The 21,370-nt window shown below is 59.4% G+C and carries 21 protein-coding genes; 15 read left to right on the forward strand and 6 right to left on the reverse strand.

Annotated elements, in window-relative coordinates:
• Window positions 1-2: 2 nt before the first annotated feature.
• Window positions 3-1,034, reverse strand: a complete 1,032-nt coding sequence (locus tag HMPREF2736_RS08175) for an NUDIX hydrolase (protein ID WP_092102430.1) — start codon at window positions 1,032-1,034, stop codon at window positions 3-5.
• A gap of 104 nt (window positions 1,035-1,138) precedes the next feature.
• On the opposite strand from HMPREF2736_RS08175, the gene HMPREF2736_RS08180 reads away from it, so the two are divergent.
• Both HMPREF2736_RS08180 and HMPREF2736_RS08185 read left to right on the forward strand, forming a co-directional pair.
• Window positions 1,139-2,137: an NAD(P)H-dependent glycerol-3-phosphate dehydrogenase gene (locus HMPREF2736_RS08180; protein WP_070450038.1), complete on the forward strand. Its 999-nt coding sequence runs from the start codon at window positions 1,139-1,141 to the stop codon at window positions 2,135-2,137.
• 25 nt (window positions 2,138-2,162) lie between these two features.
• The gene (locus tag HMPREF2736_RS08185) at window positions 2,163-3,212 is read left to right on the forward strand and encodes a D-alanine--D-alanine ligase family protein (protein ID WP_167594520.1); all 1,050 of its coding nucleotides are present in this window, start codon (window positions 2,163-2,165) and stop codon (window positions 3,210-3,212) included.
• Window positions 3,213-3,234: 22 nt separating this feature from the next.
• Here HMPREF2736_RS08185 and HMPREF2736_RS08190 read toward each other — a convergent pair whose 3' ends face one another.
• Window positions 3,235-4,161, reverse strand: a complete 927-nt coding sequence (locus HMPREF2736_RS08190) for a DUF3515 domain-containing protein (RefSeq protein ID WP_070829374.1) — start codon at window positions 4,159-4,161, stop codon at window positions 3,235-3,237.
• 34 nt (window positions 4,162-4,195) lie between these two features.
• Between HMPREF2736_RS08190 and HMPREF2736_RS08195 the strand changes: the two genes are divergently transcribed.
• Genes HMPREF2736_RS08195 through HMPREF2736_RS08225 form a run of 7 tightly spaced genes read left to right on the forward strand, consistent with a single transcriptional unit; the run spans window position 4,196 to window position 11,407 of the window.
• A complete protein-coding gene (locus tag HMPREF2736_RS08195; RefSeq protein ID WP_070422950.1) occupies window positions 4,196-5,158 on the forward strand; it encodes a thiamine-phosphate kinase in 963 nt (320 codons plus the stop codon).
• On the forward strand, window positions 5,159-5,800 hold the full coding sequence (locus HMPREF2736_RS08200) for a uracil-DNA glycosylase (RefSeq protein WP_070422949.1): 642 nt from the start codon (window positions 5,159-5,161) through the stop codon (window positions 5,798-5,800).
• A gap of 24 nt (window positions 5,801-5,824) precedes the next feature.
• Complete coding sequence (locus tag HMPREF2736_RS08205) at window positions 5,825-7,477, forward strand: DAK2 domain-containing protein (protein WP_083284720.1); 1,653 nt, start codon at window positions 5,825-5,827, stop codon at window positions 7,475-7,477.
• Window positions 7,478-9,580: an ATP-dependent DNA helicase RecG gene (locus tag HMPREF2736_RS08210; RefSeq protein WP_070569253.1), complete on the forward strand. Its 2,103-nt coding sequence runs from the start codon at window positions 7,478-7,480 to the stop codon at window positions 9,578-9,580.
• Between the two features lie 18 nt (window positions 9,581-9,598).
• Window positions 9,599-10,180 (forward strand): 16S rRNA (guanine(966)-N(2))-methyltransferase RsmD, encoded by a 582-nt coding sequence (gene rsmD, locus HMPREF2736_RS08215; RefSeq protein ID WP_180949979.1) that lies wholly within the window; start codon window positions 9,599-9,601, stop codon window positions 10,178-10,180.
• Window position 10,181: 1 nt separating this feature from the next.
• On the forward strand, window positions 10,182-10,661 hold the full coding sequence (coaD, locus tag HMPREF2736_RS08220; protein WP_070484190.1) for a pantetheine-phosphate adenylyltransferase: 480 nt from the start codon (window positions 10,182-10,184) through the stop codon (window positions 10,659-10,661).
• Between the two features lie 2 nt (window positions 10,662-10,663).
• Window positions 10,664-11,407, forward strand: coding sequence for a TSUP family transporter (locus tag HMPREF2736_RS08225; protein WP_371326416.1), 744 nt, complete (start codon window positions 10,664-10,666; stop codon window positions 11,405-11,407).
• Window positions 11,408-11,457: 50 nt separating this feature from the next.
• On the opposite strand, the gene HMPREF2736_RS08230 is transcribed toward HMPREF2736_RS08225, so the two are convergent.
• The 4 genes from HMPREF2736_RS08230 to HMPREF2736_RS08245 all read right to left on the reverse strand — a co-directional run bounded on the left by HMPREF2736_RS08230 (window position 11,458) and on the right by HMPREF2736_RS08245 (window position 14,821).
• Window positions 11,458-12,210, reverse strand: coding sequence for an amino acid ABC transporter ATP-binding protein (locus HMPREF2736_RS08230; RefSeq protein ID WP_101733305.1), 753 nt, complete (start codon window positions 12,208-12,210; stop codon window positions 11,458-11,460).
• A gap of 20 nt (window positions 12,211-12,230) precedes the next feature.
• Window positions 12,231-13,196: an amino acid ABC transporter permease gene (locus tag HMPREF2736_RS08235; RefSeq protein ID WP_070829366.1), complete on the reverse strand. Its 966-nt coding sequence runs from the start codon at window positions 13,194-13,196 to the stop codon at window positions 12,231-12,233.
• Between the two features lie 2 nt (window positions 13,197-13,198).
• Entirely contained in the window at window positions 13,199-14,107 is a 909-nt protein-coding gene (locus HMPREF2736_RS08240; RefSeq protein WP_070422943.1) for an ABC transporter substrate-binding protein, read from the reverse strand.
• A 90-nt stretch (window positions 14,108-14,197) separates the two neighbouring features.
• Complete coding sequence (locus HMPREF2736_RS08245) at window positions 14,198-14,821, reverse strand: hypothetical protein (RefSeq protein WP_070422942.1); 624 nt, start codon at window positions 14,819-14,821, stop codon at window positions 14,198-14,200.
• A 70-nt stretch (window positions 14,822-14,891) separates the two neighbouring features.
• Between HMPREF2736_RS08245 and HMPREF2736_RS08250 the strand changes: the two genes are divergently transcribed.
• The 6 genes from HMPREF2736_RS08250 to HMPREF2736_RS12240 all read left to right on the forward strand — a co-directional run bounded on the left by HMPREF2736_RS08250 (window position 14,892) and on the right by HMPREF2736_RS12240 (window position 21,363).
• A complete protein-coding gene (locus HMPREF2736_RS08250; protein ID WP_141761618.1) occupies window positions 14,892-16,514 on the forward strand; it encodes an SWIM zinc finger family protein in 1,623 nt (540 codons plus the stop codon).
• 93 nt (window positions 16,515-16,607) lie between these two features.
• Window positions 16,608-17,048 carry a hypothetical protein gene (locus HMPREF2736_RS08255; protein ID WP_070829368.1) on the forward strand — a complete coding sequence of 147 codons (441 nt, stop codon included), beginning with the start codon at window positions 16,608-16,610 and terminating at the stop codon, window positions 17,046-17,048.
• A 46-nt stretch (window positions 17,049-17,094) separates the two neighbouring features.
• Window positions 17,095-18,192 (forward strand): DNA alkylation repair protein, encoded by a 1,098-nt coding sequence (locus HMPREF2736_RS08260; RefSeq protein ID WP_070829369.1) that lies wholly within the window; start codon window positions 17,095-17,097, stop codon window positions 18,190-18,192.
• 391 nt (window positions 18,193-18,583) lie between these two features.
• The gene (locus tag HMPREF2736_RS12685) at window positions 18,584-18,742 is read left to right on the forward strand and encodes a hypothetical protein (RefSeq protein WP_246822125.1); all 159 of its coding nucleotides are present in this window, start codon (window positions 18,584-18,586) and stop codon (window positions 18,740-18,742) included.
• Between the two features lie 1,119 nt (window positions 18,743-19,861).
• Window positions 19,862-20,410 (forward strand): hypothetical protein, encoded by a 549-nt coding sequence (locus HMPREF2736_RS08275; protein WP_141761619.1) that lies wholly within the window; start codon window positions 19,862-19,864, stop codon window positions 20,408-20,410.
• Window positions 20,411-20,682: 272 nt separating this feature from the next.
• Window positions 20,683-21,363: a chymotrypsin family serine protease gene (locus HMPREF2736_RS12240; RefSeq protein WP_141761620.1), complete on the forward strand. Its 681-nt coding sequence runs from the start codon at window positions 20,683-20,685 to the stop codon at window positions 21,361-21,363.
• Window positions 21,364-21,370 lie beyond the last annotated feature (7 nt).

Consider the following 21,370-nt stretch of genomic DNA (forward strand, 5'->3'; position numbering starts at 1 on the left):
GGTTACAGAACTGGAAGTGGGGAGGGGATGTAGTCCGCGCCGATGAGCTTGCCGTCGTGGAACGTCAGGACCCATACGGAGGCTTTCTTCGCGCGGATTTCTTCGTCGATAGGCAGTGTCCCTTGCGCCGAGAGCCACGCGATTATGCCGGGGATGATCCCACCTTGCGCGCACACCACGCTGGTTCCGCCGGCCTCAATCACGTCCTTGAATGCGTGCTTGGCGCCAACCATGTCGGCGATCCAGGCATCGTCGCCAAACTGCTTATCGACGACAACCTCACACCCCATCTCATCCGCCAGCGGCGCAACCGTGTGCTGGCAGCGCTCCGGAACCGCCGAGTAAATACGTTCCGGCGCGAACGCACTGAGCAGGGGAACGAGCATCTCGGATTGGCGGCGGCCCTTCTTATCCAGAGGACGCAAGTTGTCGTCGCCGGACCATTTGTTGCGGTCGTGGGCGCGGGCATGTCGGACATAGAGGATGCGTGCATCTGCGGGCGTGTTAAAGCGCTTCTGGGCCTTCTGGAGCACCTCGCGGTCGAGGTCGTACGTCATCAACTCAAGCGCTTCATTGAGTGGCAGCCAGCGGATCTCGTCGACCTCGTTGTTGGGTACGAACTCGCCACCGACGACCTCGCCGGTCCAGTAATAGACCACCTTGGTGGTCTTCTTTACCGGGTAGACCGTCTTGCCCAGCAACTTGCCCAGGCGAACGTCGTAGCCCGTTTCCTCCTTGATTTCACGTACTGCGGTTTGTACAAGCGACTCATCAGGGTCGACCTTGCCCTTGGCCAGCGACCAGTCGTCGTAATGAGGACGGTGAATGCACGCAACCTCAATGGTGTCGGGTTGCGTAACGTCACCGCGCCACAGCACCGCACCCGCAGCAAGCGTGGTGCGCTCGAACTCCTTCTGCGGTTTTAACGGAATAGCCTGAAGCCTGCCAGTGAGAAACTTCTCACCCAAGGCGTCCTTATCTTGCTCGGAGAGCTTCCCGCTGTTTCCTGGTGTCTTGGATGCGTGAGTAGGCATGTCCTCCATTGTGTCCCAAGTAACCCACTCACGCCGGACACGCCACGCGCCACGGCCGGTGGTAGGTTAAACCGGAACAATCGGCTGGGAGGATTCAGAAAAATATGGTCAACGTTGCGGTACTGGGGGCAGGCTCCTGGGGTACAACCCTGGCGAAGGTGTTCGCGGACGCCGGCAACAGGGTCACGCTGTGGGCGCGTCGGGACAACCTTGCCCGCACCATTCAGACCACGCGGGAAAACCCGGAGTACCTTCCCGGCATCACACTCCCGGATGCGATCGAAGCCACCTCGGATGAGCAATACGCGCTGCAAGACGCGACCATCGTCGTCTTTGGCGTACCCAGCCAGACCATGCGGGAAAACGTCGCGCGTTGGGCACCCATGATCCCGGCTGATGCGACGATGCTGTCCATCTCAAAGGGTGTGGAAACAGGAACACATCTGCGTATGAGTGAAGTTATTGCAGAGGTCACCGGAGCGGACCCGAACCGGATTGCAGTGCTCAGCGGGCCCAACCTGTCGCGCGAGATTGCGCTCGAACAACCTGCCGCCACCGTGATTGCATGCGCTGACGAGAACCGCGCAAAACTCGTCCAAGCCGCGTGTGCGACTAACTATTTGCGGCCGTACACCAACACCGATGTTGTGGGCTGCGAAATCGGCGGCGCGACGAAAAATGTCATTGCGCTTGCCTGCGGTATGGCTTCCGGCCAGGGGCTTGGCGACAATACCCTGGCATCCCTGATCACCCGTGGCCTTGCAGAGACCACCCGTCTGGGCAACGCGCTCGGCGCGGATCCCCGCACGTTTGCAGGTCTTGCCGGTATGGGAGACCTCGTGGCCACGTGTGCTTCGCCGCTGTCGCGTAACCGCACATTTGGCTCCGCTTTGGGGCAAGGTGCGACGATGGAAGAGGCGAAGGCTGCGACGAAGGGCCAGGTTGCGGAGGGCGTGGTGTCGTCGAGAAGCATTTTCCAGCTCGCCGAAAAGCATGGCGTGGAGATGCCGATTACCCAGGCAGTGTTTGCCATTTGCCACGACAACTTCAAAGTTGCGGACACGATCGCGACACTGATGGGGCGCAGCAAGAAGGCAGAGTAAAACTGCGCCATGGCTACGCGGTAGATTGGTCAGCGTGATTCGCGTAGCAGTTCTTTATGGTGGCATGTCCACCGAGCACTCCATTTCCTGCATTTCCGCAGCGTCGGTGATGCAACACATGCCGGCTGACTACGAGGTGTTTCCCATCGGTATCACCCGTGACGGCGTATGGGTCGAAGGCACAACAGACCCAGTAAACGGCGTCGCGCTGCCTGAGGTGCCCGCAGGCCGCGAAGTTGCACTCTCCATCAACCCGACGCGCAAGGGGCAGATCTTCGATGTAGCAACCGGCGAAAGTATCGCTTGCGTCGATGTTGTCTTCCCGGTGCTGCACGGCAAATACGGCGAAGACGGCACAGTGCAAGGACTGCTCGAACTCGCTGGTGTCCCGTACGTTGGCCCAGGGGTGCTTGCATCCGCCTGTGGCATGGACAAGGAGTACACGAAGAAGCTCGTCGCGGCTGAAAACATTGCGATCACCAGGGAAGTGATCCTCGACGGTCGGGCAGTGCTTGACGACGACGAGCGTGACTACCTCGGTCTACCAGTGTTCGTAAAACCCGCCAACGGTGGGTCATCGATCGGTGTGTCCAAAGTGAGCTCCTGGGACGACTTCCCGGCGGCGTACGACCTTGCGCACGAATCCGATTCCAAGGTGATTGTGGAAGCGGAACTTGTCGGCGACGAGGTTGAGGTGGGAGTCCTCGAACGACCCGACGGGACCATTGCGGCATCCCTGCCAGCGAAGCTCAACGGCACCGAAGACTCCGAAGAAGGCTTCTACGGGTTTGAAACGAAATACCTCGAAGAGGGCGTTACGGCAACGATTCCGGCACCGTTCGACGAGGCAACAACCGCGCAACTTCAAGACATGGCGGTGACGTGTTTCAAGGCGCTGAACTGTAAGTCGCTCGCACGTGTGGACTTCTTCGTCACCAAGGACGGCCCGGTGCTCAACGAGGTCAACACCATGCCTGGATTCACCGCGATTTCGATGTACCCGCAGGTGTGGGCAGCCACCGGAGTGGACTACCCGGAACTGCTGGACACGCTGGTGCGGACCGCGCTGCGTTAAAGCACAGCGTTAAGGCGCAGCGTTAAAGCGCAGCGGTGTGCTCGGCGATCAGTTCAGTCAGGTTCGTAATCGCCTCGTTGCTCTCCGCCTGCGGCAAAGAGACTGCGATACCGCTGTCGCGCCCCAATGCGTACCACGTCGATGCCGTGGTGCCGTTTGCCAACAGCACATCCTCGAACCACGGAATGTCATTGACCTGAGCAAGTTGCGCACCCGGTGCGTAATTCGGCGATGGGGCGACACCGCAGCGCAGAACGATCGGATCACGTCCCTCGGCACGCCATGCGACGGTGTTTTCGGACGCAGGCTCTGTCCGGGTGTAGCCCTCGGCGATAGCATCCGGTGCGGCCTGGAGCAGCGCGTCGCACTTCGATGCATCTGCGCCTTCCAACGCGGACAAAGGCGCGGGGTTGTGGGGCTGATCCTTCGATGGCAGCCCATCGGCGCCCAGCCGTCCGAGGGACTTCTTTGAGTCGTGGAGTACCTGCGCATCACCGGTCACGGCGATCACAGGGGAGCGGTCCACGGTGTACCAGGTGGCCAGGTTGGACTGGGGCGTGAGGTCGTCGATACGCATCCACGTTGCATTGCCGATGGTTTCAGTAACGGCGTAGTCCGTGTACTGCGCCGGCATGTCTACACCGCAGCGCAGGGTGACGCGGTCATCGGTGGACTTGCGCCAGGCGGCGGCGCCTTGTGGTGCCGGTTCTGCGAGTTCGGCACGGGGAAGGCCGGCGAACCGGTCGGGGAGGGCGTCGATAAGCGATGCGCACTCCGGGCTATCGGCCATCGGGGCAGGAAGATCAGCCATCGCGACCGGCTGCAGCGCCACACGTTGGAAGAACACACGAGCGCCAATAACGGCTCCGAGGACGAGAAGGACTGCGAGGCCAAGACTGACCAAAATTGTTGTGCGATTAACCTGTGGTTCGTGCGCCGTGGTTGCCATGGCGAAATAGTCTAACGAAAGGGCTGCCCAACCCGTGATCACCACCGGATTTCCCACTGATGGTCCGACGCTTGCGCAGGTCGGCGAGCGAGCGGTTATCGCCGCGATTCGCGCTGCCGCACCGTCTGCCCTCAACGGCGACGACGCAGCGGTACTTACCCCCTCAGTGCCAAACTCGAGAGTCGTCGCCGGCACCGACATGTTGGTGGAAGGCCATCACTTCACTCGTGCGACCACAACCCCGTACCTTTTGGGCCGCAAGGCGACGGTGCAGAACTTCGCGGATATCGAGGCAATGGGCGCGCGCCCGATTGCAGCACTGATGGGGGTGTCTGTCTCCCGCGATGCGCCGGCAGCATGGGTCGAAGAGATCGCCCGCGGCATTGGGGATATGGCAGGGGAGTATGGCTGTGAACTCGTCGGCGGGGATCTGACCGACGGGCAAGAACTTGTGGTCTCCGTAACCGCAATCGGCTCGCTTGGTGGTAACCGTCCGCCGCTGACGCTAGATGCGGCACGCCCCGGTCAGCGAGTGGTCGCGCACGGCAATATCGGTTATTCAGCCGCAGGATTCGCGCTGCTGCAGTCCGGGATTGATGTGCCGGAGGAGCTCGAGGTGCTTGTGAAGGCGCATCAGGCCCCGGTGCTTACCCCGGGGCGTGGCGTGGTGGCGCGCGCAGCAGGCGCGACCGCGATGACGGACAACTCGGATGGGCTCATCCGGGATGTGACGACGCTGGCAAAGGCATCTTCGGTAGGCATCGAACTGTCAAAGGTGGCGCTGCGCCCGGATGCGACCTTGCAGGCTGCGGGCGTACTCCTTGGCGTCGACCCGTGGGAGTGGGTGCTCACAGGTGGGGAGGACCACACCCTCATCGGCACGATCGATGGGTCCGCACCGGTTGGGTTCCGTTCGATTGGCGCAGTCACCCGCAAGCCCGGGGTGCGCATCGACGGCGAGGCCCCAGAATTGACCACCGGATGGGAGAGTTTCTAAATGTTGCCCGTGCACGAATCTTGGCAGGAACCGCTCGCTCCGGTGGAAGATCGAATCCACGCAATGGGGCAGTTTTTGCGCACAGAGGACGACTACCTGCCGCGTGGCCACGATATTTTGCGGGCTTTTGCGGATCCGTTCGACGATGTCCGGGTCCTCATCCTGGGCCAAGACCCGTATCCGACCCCAGGACACCCGATGGGGCTCGCGTTTTCCACCCAGCCTGGGGTGGCGGCGCCAAGGTCGCTGGTGAATATCTACAAAGAGCTGCAGGCTGATCTGGGTATCCCGCCCCGGGCGGATGGGGACCTGTCGTCGTGGTCGTCGCAAGGCATTTTGCTGCTCAACAGGGTGCTTACCGTGCGTCCGAGAAAGCCCGCGTCACACCGTGGCAAAGGCTGGGAAGAGGTTACCCAGGCCGCAATTGAGGCGCTTGTCCGCCGAGATGCGCCACTCGTAGCTATCTTGTGGGGCCGTGACGCACAGACAGCTGCGAGATTTTTGGGGGATACTCCCCGGATTGAGTCGCCGCATCCGTCGCCGTTATCAGCATCGCGCGGTTTCTTCGGTTCGCGCCCGTTCTCGCGTGCAAATGAAGCGCTTCAAGCACAGGGTGCGAATCCCATCGACTGGAGTCTGTAACAGCTCCCTGTAAGCTTTCGCTTCATGTCTGTCACTCCGCTTATCGACGCCGCAGGGTTGCGTGCGTGGGCCCAACGCGCCTCCGCCGAGCTGGAGCGGCGCCGAGTGGAGATCAACAGCCTCAACGTCTTTCCCGTGCCGGACTCCGATACAGGTTCCAACATGGCGCACACGATGCGTTCAGCCTGCGAGCAAGCAGCTTTGCTTGGCGACGACGCCAGCGCCGTCGATGTCGCCGAAGCCCTGGCCGTCGGCGCTGTACGTGGAGCACGCGGCAACTCAGGTGTGGTGTTGTCCCAGGTGATGCGTGGAATCGCGCAGTCTGTCAAAGACGATGCTTCGGACGGGGAAATGGTCGCGGACGCATTGGCGCATGCCGTGAAGTTTGTGGACCAAGCCATTGCGGATCCAGTGGAAGGCACCGTGATTACGGTGCTCCGAGCGGCGTCTGTGGCTGCCCAACAAGCGGTGGAGGACATTGGGCGTCCGTTGAGTTTGCTCGATGTTGTAGCACCTGCGACATCCGCGGCCAGGGTGGCCTTGGCCAACACGCCGTCGCAGCTGCCAGTGCTGCGCGAGGCCGGAGTGGTTGATGCCGGCGGTACCGGTGTGGTGATTCTGCTCGAGGCGCTGTTGGAAGAGGTAGAGGATAGTCCCGCAACGGCACCCGATGGTGATGTCCAAGAGAGCGCCGTACGCAGCGCAGAAAGCAGCACAGAAGCCAGTGCAGAAAGCACCCCGGCACCTGCTGAAGGGGCAGACCGCGACGTGCACGTTGACATGGCGCATGCGGGGCCGTCGGGTCGGGAGCACTCCCTTGAGGTGCTCTTTGGGTTTCAGGGCGATATTGCGGAGTTGGAAACCGAGCTGCGCCCCTTGGGCGACAGCCTGGTCATCGCTCGGCTATCTGATACGGAAGCCACTGTGCACATTCACTCGCTCGATGCAGGTGCTGTGATTGAGACGGCGTATCGCCTCGGCAAGGTCCAAAACCTGCGCCTTGAAGTGCTCCCGGGTGCCCCAGTGGTGCGAAACCCCGATCGCTTGATTGTGGCCGTGACTCCTCCCGGCTCCCTGACAGAGCTGTATAAGGAAGCAGGTGTGGTCACTGTTGCCCCGGGCGACGAGGTGATCTCGGACATGCTCTCCGTGATTCGGCGTTCGGGCAGCAACGAGATCATCGTGCTGCCGAATGGGCTGCTCAGTAACCGGAATCTCGCTGCCGTGGAGAAAGCAACCCGAGCGCTGGAACAGACGATCACACTGCTTCCTACAGTCCGGTTAGTCTCCGGTATTGCAGCGCTGTCTGTGCACGATCCGAACCAGCCGCTGGCTACCGCCGCGTTTTCCATGTCTGAGGCGGCTGGCGAGATGCGTACGGCAGTGGCTCACCGCGCAAAGAAGGGCGCGCTGACACTCAGCGGCGCGGTTGCCAAGGGTGATGTGGTGGTCACCGCACGTGGGGAGACGCTGCTTATCGCCGAAGACCCGCTCGATGCTGTGAAGCGGGCATGCAAACGCCTGCTCGAACACGGCGGGGAGCAAGTCACGGTGCTGTTTGACCCAGCTGAGCTGTCGGAGGAGGAGCTTCGCACGCTGAACACTGAGCTCGGCGTCCAGGTCATGGTTTATCCTGCAGATGGATTGCAAGCATGTGCGGAGATCGGGGTGGAGTAAATGCTGGGGTTTGAGGACAATCGGCCACTGACTGAGGTTATTCCTGCGAAGCAGGCACGGGCGATTGAGAAACACCTCAACATTTCCACGTGTGGCGAGCTGCTTCGGCACTATCCGCGACGCTACCTGCACTACGGCACCGGTGCTGACCTGACCGGGGTCGAAGCAGGCGATACTATCACCGTGATCGGCGAGGTCGTCGACGCCAACACGTTTTACACCAAAAAGACGCCCAAGCGGCCGATTACCAAGGTGATGATCCACGATGGGCGTACGGAGTTCCAAGCCACCTTCTTCGGCTCCCAATATGCCCAACGGGTGCTGAAGCCGGGTCGGCGCGCGATGCTGACGGGCAAGTTGGATTTCTACCGTAATCAGCCTCAGCTGCAGCACCCTGACTTCGTGCTCATGGACGGTCCTACTGAGGCGACCGGTTCCATGCGTCAGCTGTCTCACTTCGGCGATCTGGAAGAAATGCTGCGTGGCCGCCAGTGGCTTCCCCTGTATCCGGCGTCGAAGCAGGTCAGCACGTGGACGATTATGGGGGCTGTGCATGCGGTGTTGAAATCGCTGCCGCGTATCGACGAGCCGCTTGGCTTCACCCCCATCGGCCTGCTGCCGTTGAATGCTGCTGTGCGTCAGATCCACGAGCCCGGTGCAGAGGGACCTGCGCGCGCAAAGGAGCGCCTGAAGTATGACGAGGCCCTGTCTGTGGCGTTGGCGATGGGTGTGCGACGCATCGACACCTCCGCTCACAGGGCGCCCGAGATGCCCTATGTGAAGGGGGGCGATGAGGACAAGCTGCTGGACGGTCTGCCGTTCCCGCTGACCCGCGGCCAGAAGGAAGTGATCACGGACATCACGGCTGATATGTCCAAGACGGTGCCGATGAGTCGCCTGCTCCAAGGCGAGGTTGGCTCCGGAAAGACGGTGGTGTCGCTGATGGCGATGCTCCAGGCCGTCGATAACGGCGCGCAGGCGGCATTGCTTGCTCCGACGGAAGTTCTCGTGCTGCAACACGCGCGTTCGCTAACGTTCACTCTCATGCGTGCGGGTCTCCCCACCCGAGTGGTTGCGCTGACAGGATCGATGACGGTCGCGCAGCGCCAAGAGGCACTGCTGAAGATTGTTTCCGGGGAGGCCGACATTGTCGTCGGTACGCACGCCCTGCTCCAAGAGGGCGTGGACTTTTTCAACCTGGGGCTTGTCGTTGTCGACGAACAACACCGCTTCGGCGTAGAGCAACGCGACGCCCTGCGTGCCAAAGCGGGGGAGACCACACCGCATTTGCTGGTGATGACGGCAACGCCGATCCCACGCACCATTGCGATCACGGTGTTCGGCGACTTGGAAGTATCCACGCTGCGCGAACTTCCCGGTGGGCGCAAACCGATCCAGTCTGCGGTGGTCCCGGAATTCAAACCGCGCTGGGTGGAGCGCGCTTGGGAGAAGATCCGCGAAGAAGTTGCAGCCGGGCACCAGGCCTACATTGTGTGTCCGCGTATCGACGGCGAAGGCGGCGTACTTGAGGTTGCCGAGCATCTCGCCGCAACGGAGTTTGCGGACCTGACCGTCGGCATCCTGCACGGACGCCTCAAAGGCGACGAGAAAGACAACGTCATGGCGGACTTCGCCAAAGGCGGCATCGACGTGCTGGTGTCCACGACGGTGATCGAGGTCGGCGTGGATGTGCCGAATGCCACGGTGATGGTCGTGCGCGAGTCGGAGCATTTCGGTGTCTCCCAGTTGCACCAGCTGCGCGGCCGAGTTGGGCGTGGCGGCAACCAGTCGCTGTGTCTGTTCCACACGCTCGCGGAGGAAGGCAGCCCCGGCTTCACCCGCGTATCCCAGGTAGCGGCGACAGCGGACGGGTTCGCGCTCGCGGAGCTTGACCTGCTTAACCGCGGCGAAGGTGACGTGCTCGGCACAGGCCAGTCCGGCATCAAACGCACGCTGCGGTTGATTAACTTGGTTGAGGACTACGACATCGTTAAACGTGCCTACGACGACGCCGCCACCTTGGTAGCAAACCAACCCGAGTTCGCCAGGGCAGCCACCGCCGGGTTTGTGGCAGAAGACTTCGAATATTTGGACAAGAGTTAGCTGGTTAAAGTTATGGGAATGAACCGCATCATTTCGGGAGAAGCCCGCGGCCGGAAGATCAAAGTGCCGCCGGCAGGAACGCGACCTACATCCGACCGGGCCCGCGAGGGGCTGTTTTCGTCGTTGCAGGTGCGTTTCGGGTTCGTCGATAAGCATGTGCTCGACCTGTTTGCAGGCTCGGGTGCGCTCGGGCTCGAGGCCGCGTCGCGTGGTGCGGCAGAGGTCGTGCTGGTGGAGAGCGACCCTGAGGCAGCGAAAATCATCGAATACAACGCAGGCGTGGTCAAGCACCCCAACGTGCACATCCACCAGATGAAGGCGTCGACCTACGTTGCATCGGCGCCGAAGAAACACTTCGACATGGTGCTGGCAGACCCTCCATACGAACTAGCCGACGAGGCGGTCGCAGAGATGGTCGAGGCCCTCAAACCTGCGCTGGCGGATGGGGCAGTGGTTGTCGTTGAACGCCACCGCGAAAGCCCGGAGACTGCATGGCCTGCGGAGTTCACCCCGACCGGCCAGAAGCTCAAGCGTCGCATCTACGGTATTGCACGTATGGATATGGCGGTCTACGCCGACCCGGAAGCAGAGGACAACTAAATTGACCATCGCAGTCTGCCCTGGCTCGTTCGACCCGATCACGAACGGGCACCTCGACATTGTCACCCGTGCCCTTCGTCATTTCGACGAAGTGATCGTGCTGGTCACTGGCAACCCAACGAAGACGTCGGGGCTGTTTACTATCGACGAGCGCGTCGACCTCATCCGCGAAGCCACCTCACACCTTGAGGGCGTCCGCGTGGATAGCTGGGCGGGTCTATTGGTCGATTACACCACCCAGCACGACATCAGCGCGCTGATTAAGGGCTTGCGCTCCTCGCTCGATTACGAGTACGAACTGCCGATGGCACAGATGAACCGACGCCTGACCGGCGTGGATACCTACTTCCTGCTGACGGATGAGAAGTACGGCTACATCTCGTCCTCGCTAACCAAAGAGGTTGCGAAGTACGGCGGTGACATTTCCGGACTCGTGCCGGAGAGCGTCCACGACGCGATTCGGGAGAAATTCAGCAATTGATCGTGTTGATCGCCGTCGCGCTCGCAGTTGTGATGGGCGCTGGGCTGCAGCGCATTTCCGGCATGGGACTGGGTCTGATCACCGGGCCTGTGCTCTCGTTGCTGTTGGGACCTGTGGTTGGCGTGCTCATGATCAACGTTATCGCCATGGTCAATGCGGTGTTTAACACCTGGGGGATGCGCCGCGACATCGATTGGTCTAAGTTCTGGCCGATCGCAGGCGCGCTCATCATCGGCGTGCTTCCCGGGGTGTGGGTGGTCTCTCACGTATCGACGAGCGCCCTGCTCATCATCGTCGGTGCCCTGTTACTCATCGCCCTGTCAGTGGTGACGTTGGGCAAGCGCTACGTGCCCCAGATCGAAGGTGTGGTTCCTGCAGCTGCCGCTGGCGCCGTCGGCGGGTTCATGAACACCTTGGCGGGTGTTGCCGGGCCAGCGTTTACCGTTTACGCTCACGCGGCACGTTGGCCACAGCGCATCTATGCCGCCACCTTGCAGCCGTTGTTCTTCGTCGCCGGCGCACTGTCGTTCGGGGCAAAGGAACTCTCTGGTGCGGCGGATATTTCCTCGATCAACCCCTGGCTGTGGGTCGCCTCTTTTGGCAGCATGCTTCTCGGAATCACCGCGGGAAAGCGGCTGGCCCCGCACGTACCGTCCGCGAAGGCCTACCGCATCGCGCTCGGGCTTGCGTTCTTCGGAGGCGCCACCACGCTAGTCCGCGGCCTCGCAGGCTTGTTGTATGGATGAAAAACGGCCGCCCGGATGTGGGCGGCCGTTTCGTGTAAGGGAGTGTCCGGCTAGAACAGCGTGGAGACGAACGACTTCGTACGCTCGTGTTGCGGGTTATCCAGCACCTGTTCCGGTGTGCCGTACTCGATGATCTGGCCACCATCCATGAACGCGACCTTGTCTGCGACCTCGCGGGCAAACGACAGTTCGTGAGTGACCACCAGCATGGTCATGCCATCATCGGCGAGCTTGCGCATCACACGCAGCACTTCGCCAACGAGTTCGGGGTCGAGGGCGGAGGTGGGCTCGTCGAAAAGCATCAGCTTCGGATCCATTGCAACCGCACGGGCAATTGCCACACGCTGCTGCTGACCACCGGAGAGCTGGATCGGGTACGCGTCAGCCTTCGACTCAAGACCGACCATCGCAAGCAGCTCCTTCGCGCGCGCAGTGGCCTCTGCAACCGGCTGGCCCTTGACGTGCACCGGGGCTTCGATGATGTTGTCCAGCACCGTGCGGTGGCCAAACAGGTTGAAGTTTTGGAACACCATGCCAATATCGCGACGCTGCTTGGCGGCGTCCTTCTCACTCATCTCGTAGAGTGCGCCGTCGCGCTCCTTGTAGCCGATCAACTCGCCGTCGACGTACAGACGACCCGCGTTGACCTTTTCCAAGTGGTTCACACAACGCAGCAGCGTGGACTTACCAGAGCCGGACGGGCCGATCAGGCACGTCACCTCGCCGGGGGCGACCTCAAGGTCGATGCCCTTGAGCACGTCGAGGCTGCCGAAGGACTTCCAGACATCTACCGCCTGGATCATAGGAGTTTCCTTGACGGTCATTAGCGGTGTCCCTTCTTCTGCGGTTCTTCGACAATTTCAACGTTGTTCGGAATGGTGCCCTCGGCGTCAGCCAGGCTGGCGAGCTGGCGAGCAGTGAGCTGGCGGGTGGCGCCGCGGTCGAAGTAGCGCTCCAGGTAGTGCTGGGCGACCATGAGCAACGACGTGATCACCAGGTACCAGGTCGCAGCCACCAGAAGGAGCGGTACTGGCTGGAACAGGGCGGCGGCGATATCCATCGAGCGGCCGTAAAGCTCAAGCGAGTACGGCACAGCAACGACGAGCGAAGATGTCTTGAGCAAGGAGATGAATTCGTTGCCGGTCGGCGGAATGATGATGCGCATCGCTTGCGGTAACACCGTACGGGTCATCGTCTGCCCCCAGCTCATACCCAACGCCTTGGAGGCCTCAACCTGGCCTTCCGGCACAGCGGAGACACCAGAGCGGACAATCTCTGCCATGTAGGCGGCCTCATTCAAACCAAGGCCAACAACGGCCAGGGTAAACGCAGAAGAGGTAAACGGCTCAAGCGGAATCTGGGCGAAGCCGACGTTGATCGAGTCGTAGATCGCGCCAATCAAGCCCCAGAACATCAACTGGACGTAGACCGGGGTACCACGGAAGATCCACAGGAACACCCACGCCACCGTCTTGAACACCGGGTTCGGGCTCATGCGCATGACGGCCAACAGCACACCGCCGACAACGCCGAGCAGCATCGCCAACACCGTGATTGCAATGGTGTGCAGGGCCGCCATAGCGATGCGGGTATCCAGCAGGTACTGGAAGTAGATGTCCCAGCCGTAAGCCTCGTTTCGGGCCGCGCCGATGACAAACCAGACCACAAGCAGTACAAGAATCACTGCGAGCGTCCACCGTCCAGGGTGGCGCAGCGGTTTCGCCTCGATACGCTCAGGACGCTTGCGTTCGCCCTGAGAGGCGACGTACTGGGAATAGGGGGTGCTCATGCTTAGTGTTCTCCCACTGGTTGTTCGTTAATCAAAGCCTGGTCGAGCAGACCTGTCGAGATATTCCATTGCGCAAGGATGCGCTGGTAATCGCCGGTATCGATGAGGTGCTGCATCGCGGCAGCCATCGCCGGCGCAAGCGCAGAACCCTTCGGCACAGCAATGCCGTACGGCGCGGCGTCAAACATGTCGCCGATCATTTCCATCTTGCCGTCGGAGCGCTCCACAGCCCACGCGGTAACAGGGGAGTCGGCGCTGTAAGCATCGGCGCGCCCGACAAGCGTTGCAAGCGCTGCGTTGTCTGCTGTGTCGAAGGCAAGCACAGTAATCGGGTCCTTGCCCGCTGCTTCGCAGGCTTCTGACTTCGGACGAACGTCGTCGGTCTCCGAAACCGTCGTACGCTGCACCGAGACCGTCAAACCGCACGCATCATTCGGATCCACGTCGGCGCCAGGAGCGGCAGCCCACTGAATACCCGCGTAGAGGAAATTGATGAAGTCGAAGGTCTGGCGGCGTTCCTCGTTATCGGTAAAACCTGAAGCACCGGCGTCGAGGCTGCCACTGGAGACAGCGGGCAGGATCATCGAGAAGTCCATGTCTGCAACATCGAAGTCCATCCCCATGACACCAGCGAGTGCACGGGCAATGTCCATCTCCACACCGATGACCTGCCCGGTGGAGTCTTTGAACTCGAACGGGGCGAACGGTGGGTTCGCGCCGACGTTGAGCACGCCGTCTGCGGCAATTTCTGGCGGCACCATCGCCGCAATCTCAGGTACGGCGTCCGGAACGATCGGCTCCCAGCCGTCCGGGTTGCCGCCCTCTGTGTTAGTAACGCAGCCCGCGAGCGGCAGGGCCGCGGCGAGCACAGCGGCGAAAAGACGCCGCTTTGCGTGGGGTGGGTAATGCATTGGTCTCCCGCATACGATGAATACTTGCGTAGTCCCGTATATTACGCGCCGAATGCGGGATGATAAAACGCACCGCCCGAGCAGTAGAAACTACTGTGTTGCCATACGAATACCACGCATAGCCAGCTCAATGATCTGGCCAATGACCATCATGCCGAGGACGACCGGGATCCACACGGAAGTACGCTGGCTGGATCCTTCTGAGCTCAGGGCGAAATCGCCGGTGAAAAGCCCTTTGCCCATCTTTGCGGAGCCCTGGGCTTCCATCTTCCACAGCTCAACCGGGTTAGCAGTATCCGGGATGGAAGAGCCCCTTGCCCAAGCTTGGACGACCTCCTTGCCTTCGCCTTCTTCCATGTCGTCGGTCCACTCGGTAAACATCTCGGAGCTAGACACCTTCTTCAGCGGGTTTTTCTCCGGATCGATGTACATCGGATCCTTCTCCGGGTTCGGCTCAAGAGCCTCGATGAGCCCCTTCGGCTTGTCCTTGGAGTCCTTGCCGTCTGTGCTGTCCTTGTTGCTCTCAGCGTCCTTCTTTGCCGAGCTGGTCGCGTCAGACAGCGCAGCAAACGAATCGATGGTGTCCTTCAGCGCGTTGCTCGGGGAGACTGGAGCGTCCTCTTGCGCTGCCCCTTCCTGTGCATGTGCGGGAACCGTCAGCGTGGTCAACATGAGTGCTCCGGCGACAAAGCCGGCGATATAGGTCTGGCGCATGCGCCGTAGTCTAACCAAGCCATCGCCTAATGCCCATGTTGCTCTTCTCTACCGGCGTTAGACTGGCGAAATGACTACCACCATTTTGGGCTGGCTGACAGAAGAAACCATCGAAGACGCCGCAGGTTCAGGAGCATTTAACCGAGGGAAAAAAATCTCCTCCGCAGATGTCACCATCCTTAGCGATACTGAATCTGAAGTTCAGGCCGCAGTCCAAGGGACGTGGACATACCGAACGACATTGTTTGTGCAAGGGGATCGGGTTGGCACTACGTGCGACTGCCCGGTGGGCACGCAATGGTGTAAACACGCGGTGGCAGTCGCACTTGCGCTGCTCATCCCGAACGAGCTCTCGTTCGACGATTCCGCGGTTACCGATTCCTCTGCTACCTCCAACGAGTCGGCTCCAGACGCGGTGGACACCTACGTGGATTCTGCCAGCCCAGATGAACTGCGGCGACTCATTCACCATCTGCGGCAGATTCCAGAGGTCGAAGAGATGCTGGAGTTTAACGCCTTGAAGAGTTCGGGCGATGACAAACAAGTCCGTGAACACGTGAAATCGGCGATCACCGCTGCATCGCGGAAGAGCAGTGGATTTCGGGATTATTGGCAAAGTATGGAACTCGCACGGCACTGGAGCGATGCCCTTGACGTGGTGGAGGCGTACGTTGATGAGCACCGTGGCGTCGCAGTACGCCCCCAAATTGAGCGCGCGATCACGAGGTTGAATGCGGTTTTGGGACGTGCGGATGATTCTTCCGGGATGCTCGGCGACGAGCTGCATCGATGCTTCGACCTGCACGCGCGAGCATGCACTGACGGCGTTGAGGACCAACAAAAACTTGCCAAGTGGTTGGTGAAGGAGACACTGGAAGCGCCGTTTGTTGAGCCTGATCTGAGGGCCTACGCGGGACTTCTCGGCGCTGATGCGGTCGAATCAATCGCCGCAGCCTTTGAGGCGAATCCACCGAAGTACGGAGCCAAGGATCTCTTCCTCGATGTTGCATTCTTGCGTGGCGACGACGACCAGATCGAATCAATGCTGCTCGACGGTAACTCCGTGAAGGACCTCATCGAGTTCTATGAGTCACGCGGCAGGAAAGATGAGGTCAAAGCAGTCCTTTCGAAGTGGGATACACCGATCCACTGGAACGAAATCGATTTCTTTGAAAACCGATTGCGCGCCTACCTGGGAGACAAAGCGTTGTTGGACTACCGCATTGAGAAGTTCAAAGAAAGCCCGGGAACAGTGACATTTGACCGCGTGATCCATGGACCGGGGGTGACCGAAGACGTGATCGACCTCATCCCAGAGGGCATCCCGGGCAGAGACGTGATGCTCCTGCAAGCGGCAATGAGATTCAACGATCCGGAATTGGGCCTGTCGGTGGTAGATAGCGACGAGGTCGACGTTCACTCTGCATTTGAATTCGCCCGTTCAGTGCTATCCAGTCACGACCCGGAACGTGCATTTGAAATCATGCTCAGGGAACCTGAGCACATTGCTCGGGCAAGTGGCGACAGGGCGTACAAGCAGGCTGCCGCATCGGCGACGCAAATCATCGACTGCTTCCCGGCCGATCCAGTCGCGCGTAAGGCAGTGCTGGAAAAGATGGAAGAGCTAGCCATCCGTTACAAAAACCGGCCCAAGATGCTCAAGATTTGGCGCAACTGCGGCCTGATCAACTAGCCGCGAACCTCCCAATTGCTCCCGAGCCGATTCATCGGATGGTGGTAGCGTTTTATGGCATACCTCACACTCAACCTTTGGAGGACATGCCCTATGAGTGAGGAAACTATTGAGCTTCTCGTCTGCATCGGTGCAGTCCTGTTGATGATCGCTTGCTGGACTTTCTATATCCAGGGCGTGCGAAGAGTACCCGAATCAGAGGAATGGTACGACTCGGCAGACGCAAACGGTGCAGAAAGCGATGGCGTGCTCTTTATCTATCCCTACGGCACACTAATTCTTGGTGCCGCCGGGGCCATGGGGCTGATCGGAAGTGTGGGCTTTCCTGAGTCTGTCGAAACGGTGTTGATGATTCCATGCATGGCCGCCTGGGGCATCGGAATCATTGGTTTCACGGGCGCGTTTGGTATTCCGCTTCCGTGGCCGTTCGTGCCGCGTTGGGTCGTCGATATCCGTAAAGCCAAACGCGCTCGAAGGCGCGAACGCAGACAAGCCTGGAAAACGAAAAGCAACCGAATCAAAAGGAAGAAATAGCTCTAGCCACCTGCTGAGTAACCGTGGCCGGGCATAATGCACAGCTATGGCCACCAAAATGAAGGACTACTTCAACGCAGACACGGCGCAAAAGCTCGGCGCACAGCTTGGTATTGATGGCGAGGAATACGCCGCGTGGGTCGCGCCACGCGTCGAAGGTCTAGAAATCCTGGACCGTGTGACCGTGTTCGCACAGGGGCTTCAGGAACGACTTGAGGGGGATTACGTCGAGATGGTTGGCGGGGTCGTCGAAAAGCTTGGCCCCGAACTTGCGGAAGGGGAGGGATACTTCAACCATGCCTTCCACCTGTGGCCGGTGAGCCGCTTCATTGAACTGTACGGGGTGGATGATCCGGAGGTTTCTTTAGACGCGATTGAGGCACTGACGAGGGTGTTCACCGGTGAGTTTGCGGTGCGTCCTTTCTTGGATCGCTACCCAGCGCTAACCATGCCGCGGGTGCATCAGTGGGCTGGATCAGACAGCCACAACGTGCGCCGCCTCGCCTCAGAGGGCATCCGCCCGCGTCTGCCGTGGGCGAAGGTGTACACGCCGTTTGTGGAGAACCCCTCGCCGATCATTCCGGTCTTGGATCGGCTTTACGACGATGCGTCGCTGTTCGTGAGAGAATCCGTTGCCAACAACCTCAACGACATCGGCCGCACGCACCCTGAGTTGGCGCTTGCCACCGCCTCGCGTTGGTCGGCCAGCGGGGCTCCACACGCGGCTTGGGTGGTGGAACGGGGATTGCGTGGTCTGATCAAGCGCGGTAACAGTGAGGCTTTGGAGCTTGCCGGGTTTTCGACGCCTACAGCAATCACCGTTACCCGCCCTGAATTCCCTCACGCCGTGGCCATAGGGGAGAAGGCGACCTTGTCCGCAACACTCACCAACACAGGGAACACCGTCGCGAATGCGCTAGCAAACTACCGTGTGCACTTCCTGAAAAAGAACGGCACCCGACAGCCGAGCGTGTTCCGCCTCGGGAAGTTCGCGCTGGCGCCGGGTGAAACACGTGTGGTGGCCAAGACGCACGCGTTTCGGGTTATCAGTACGCGTACCTACTACCCAGGCACGCAGGCCGTAAGTCTGGTGATTAACGGGCACGAAGGCGAGCTAGTGGATTTTGAGCTCACCGAGAAGTAGCCGTTGCACTTGTACGGTTACCGGGCCGAATGGGCAGATCTCAATTTGCTGCCGAGCTTGATTAGCCGGAAATTGGTAGCGTTTTTTGCAGACCGCAACACGCATCCACAGGAGGTCATGCTCTATGGGCGGAGATACTACGGCGTTGCTCGTCTGCATGGGGTCTGTGGTGGTCATGGTTCTTTACTGGACCTACTACATTCGGAGCGTGCGAAAGACTCCCAGATCGGAACGGTGGTACGACTCGGCTGATTCAGAAGGCGGAGTAAGCGATGGTCCGCTCTTCATTTATCCCTACGGCACGCTACTCATGGGCGCTGTTGGTCTCACAGGGTTAATCGCAGATATCGGACTTCCGGAGCCTGCCGAAACAGTACTGATGGTTCCATGCATGGTAGCTTTCGTCATCGCAGCCATTGGTTTTACGGGCGCGTTCGGAATTCCGCTTCCGTGGCCGTTCGTCCCTCGTTGGGTCGTCGATATCCGCAAAGCCAAACGCGCCCGACGCCGCGAACGCAGAGAAGCCCGCAGGAAGGAAAAGAAGGGTTAACTAGACTCGTGCAAATACGCCTAACAAATAGCCGGAGGTACGAATTGTGAGCCTGCAAAAGCTCTTGTGGATTTGCGCGGGCATCGGGACTCTTCTTGCGGGGTATTTACACGGGGCGCCTGCTCTTCTGCTCATCGCTCTTCTTTTCGTCGTTGCCATACCGACAGTGCTTCTCGTTGCGTCATCTACAGAGCTCAAAGGTGGACTTAAGTCCGTCGGCTTGCTTGCGGTCTGTATTGCTATAGGTGCCTTCGTTCCGCTCGTTCTTCCTTTCGCTTATGCCGTTTTCGTCTCAGTGAGCTGGTACTCGATTACCTCCGCTAATTCTCTATAGCGCTCTTGGTTCGCCTCATGCGGGGCGGGGCCGGACCACCATTGGCGACCGCGATCTCCTGTGCTGCTGTCAACGTGTCGTTGCTTGCTTCCGACTCGGCCTGGTGGTGAATTTCCGGGTTTTGAGGTTTAGGAAAGCGATGTTTACCAGCAAGCCGTGTCACTTCTTGCTGAAAACGAAAGGGGAGGGGGTTCCGGAAAACTTTCCGAAAACCCTCTCCCGAGATGGTGCCCCAGGTGAGACTCGAACTCACACACCAACCGCCCTATGCGCCCGATATATGCGCAGGTTACAGCACCGTTCTGCTGTAACCGTGCCGCTGGAAATCGGCTCTGTACGTCATTTGTACGGCACTAGACTCGGGGCAGCTGTCGAAACTGCAAGCGTCAACTGGCCTTCTCGCGCGTGTCGATAACTTCCTCTGCGCCACTACCTCCAATCGGAAAAGCCTTCAAAATTTTCGCCGATCTACACAAATAGGGGAGATATAATTACTGAATATCTCTAATATAAGAAGGTTATGAAATGGCTTCACGCAAATCCCCCTCGCCGGGCCGCTTCACACGCGGCTATGTGACAACAAAAAGCAACAAAGACGGTTCTGTTTTGGACGTTGGATTCTTCCACCCAGACGGAAGCTTTGTTCCAGCCCCTCGAATACGTGGCTACCGGGATCACGGTGGGCTTTTTGGAGGCTACCAGTGGGGCTATCCGCGTTCACAAGCTCTGCAATATCTGCGATGGCTTAACGGTGGTACGCCTCGGAATTTTGAGCCGGAGTTCCTATGAGCAGATACAGACCAGTTTCCCCTGCCCACCTACCAAACGGCTATGGCGTCATTAAGGCCGTGGTGGTCTGGAGTAAACCCAAGAAATCAGAACCCATGCAATTCGGTCCCGTGCGATCTGAAGCCATTTTCTCGTCAAAGGGAGAGGTGGTTAGTAAGACCTGGGGTGAAGATCTCGCCGAGTACGTAAATCTGCTCGCCGTCCGCACACTTCGCCAAGGAGGAGTTGACCCCGAGACCCTGCGCAAACTTTTGGACACTTACGCAGATGAAATACGTATCGCCTATCACATAGAAACGGAAGAGAGGGTCTATAGCGAAGCCTTGATCCTGAAATTCTGGAGAAACGACGTCGGCCAGTTGCGCTACTCAGCGCAGACGTCACAATACTACCCCGTGAAAATCCTCCCATTCGCCCAACGCTTGGGAGAGCTAACCGTGTATCTGAGCGAAAAGAATGCCTCTTCGGCACCATTTCCCGCCATAAATCCTGAGGTCTCTTCGCTTCGCGTGTCGCCTTATCATTTCCCTGCCGTCAGGAATTGAAAACCAGTTGCAGCGAGCGACCGCTTAGCCGATAATGCTTCTAGCCCCAAGGACCTCTCACCCCCCGATGAGGCTTGGGGTTAGGTCACGGTGTGTGCGACGCCACCCCCGGCAGTCCCGCCGTGACCGCCTTAAACTTTTCGCCCTGTGCTTTGGGATGATGCTGCCTTCCTGAGACCTGTTCCTTGCGAGCTGCAGTAACGCCGGATGCCAATATGCTTTTTCAGTAAAATTCCATATATTTGACATAGAAATCGCAAGGAGCGTTGCCTATGAACACCACCACAAAAACCGCAGGACTTGTAACAGCAATCGCAGTAGCACTAGGAGCGGCAACCGCAACCCCGATTGCGGAAGCGCAAACCCCAAACCTCGTACAAGGCGAACGCTTCACCATCAAACGCTCCGACGGAAAATGGTCCTACTGCACCGTCGGATACGTCGATACTGAACGTAAAATCTTCTACACCGCAGCCCACTGCATGCGCGACAAAGAAGCCGAAGCCTACCTCAACGACCGAACCACATATCTCGGAAAACCGATTCTCGTAGGTGACTGGGGTTTCATTGGAGGCAGCAACACGGAAAATGATTACGCAGTCATCGATTATTCAAACGCTGAAGGTGTAGTTGGCTCAAACCCGTATTCCACGAAACTCGCAAATAAAGAAGACATTACCCCAGGCAAGCGGGTATGTAGTTATGGTGCAAAAACACCAGAAGTGCGGTGTGCTGACATTGTCCAAATTAATGATTATGGACCGAATCGGGCCCATGTTGTACTTAAGTCACCTACGGAATTTTCTCAGCCTGGTGATTCTGGCTCTCCTGTGTGGCTTGAGGATACCGGCGAGTATATCGGAACTCTGGCGGGCACTGGACATCAATATTCGGGAGTTACGTACATCCCTCGCCACGGTCAGCGTCGAGGGTGTCAGGAAGTTTGTGTGTGAGGCTCTG

This window comes from Corynebacterium sp. HMSC036E10 (assembly GCF_001836265.1).
In the GTDB taxonomy this organism is placed as follows: domain Bacteria; phylum Actinomycetota; class Actinomycetes; order Mycobacteriales; family Mycobacteriaceae; genus Corynebacterium; species Corynebacterium coyleae.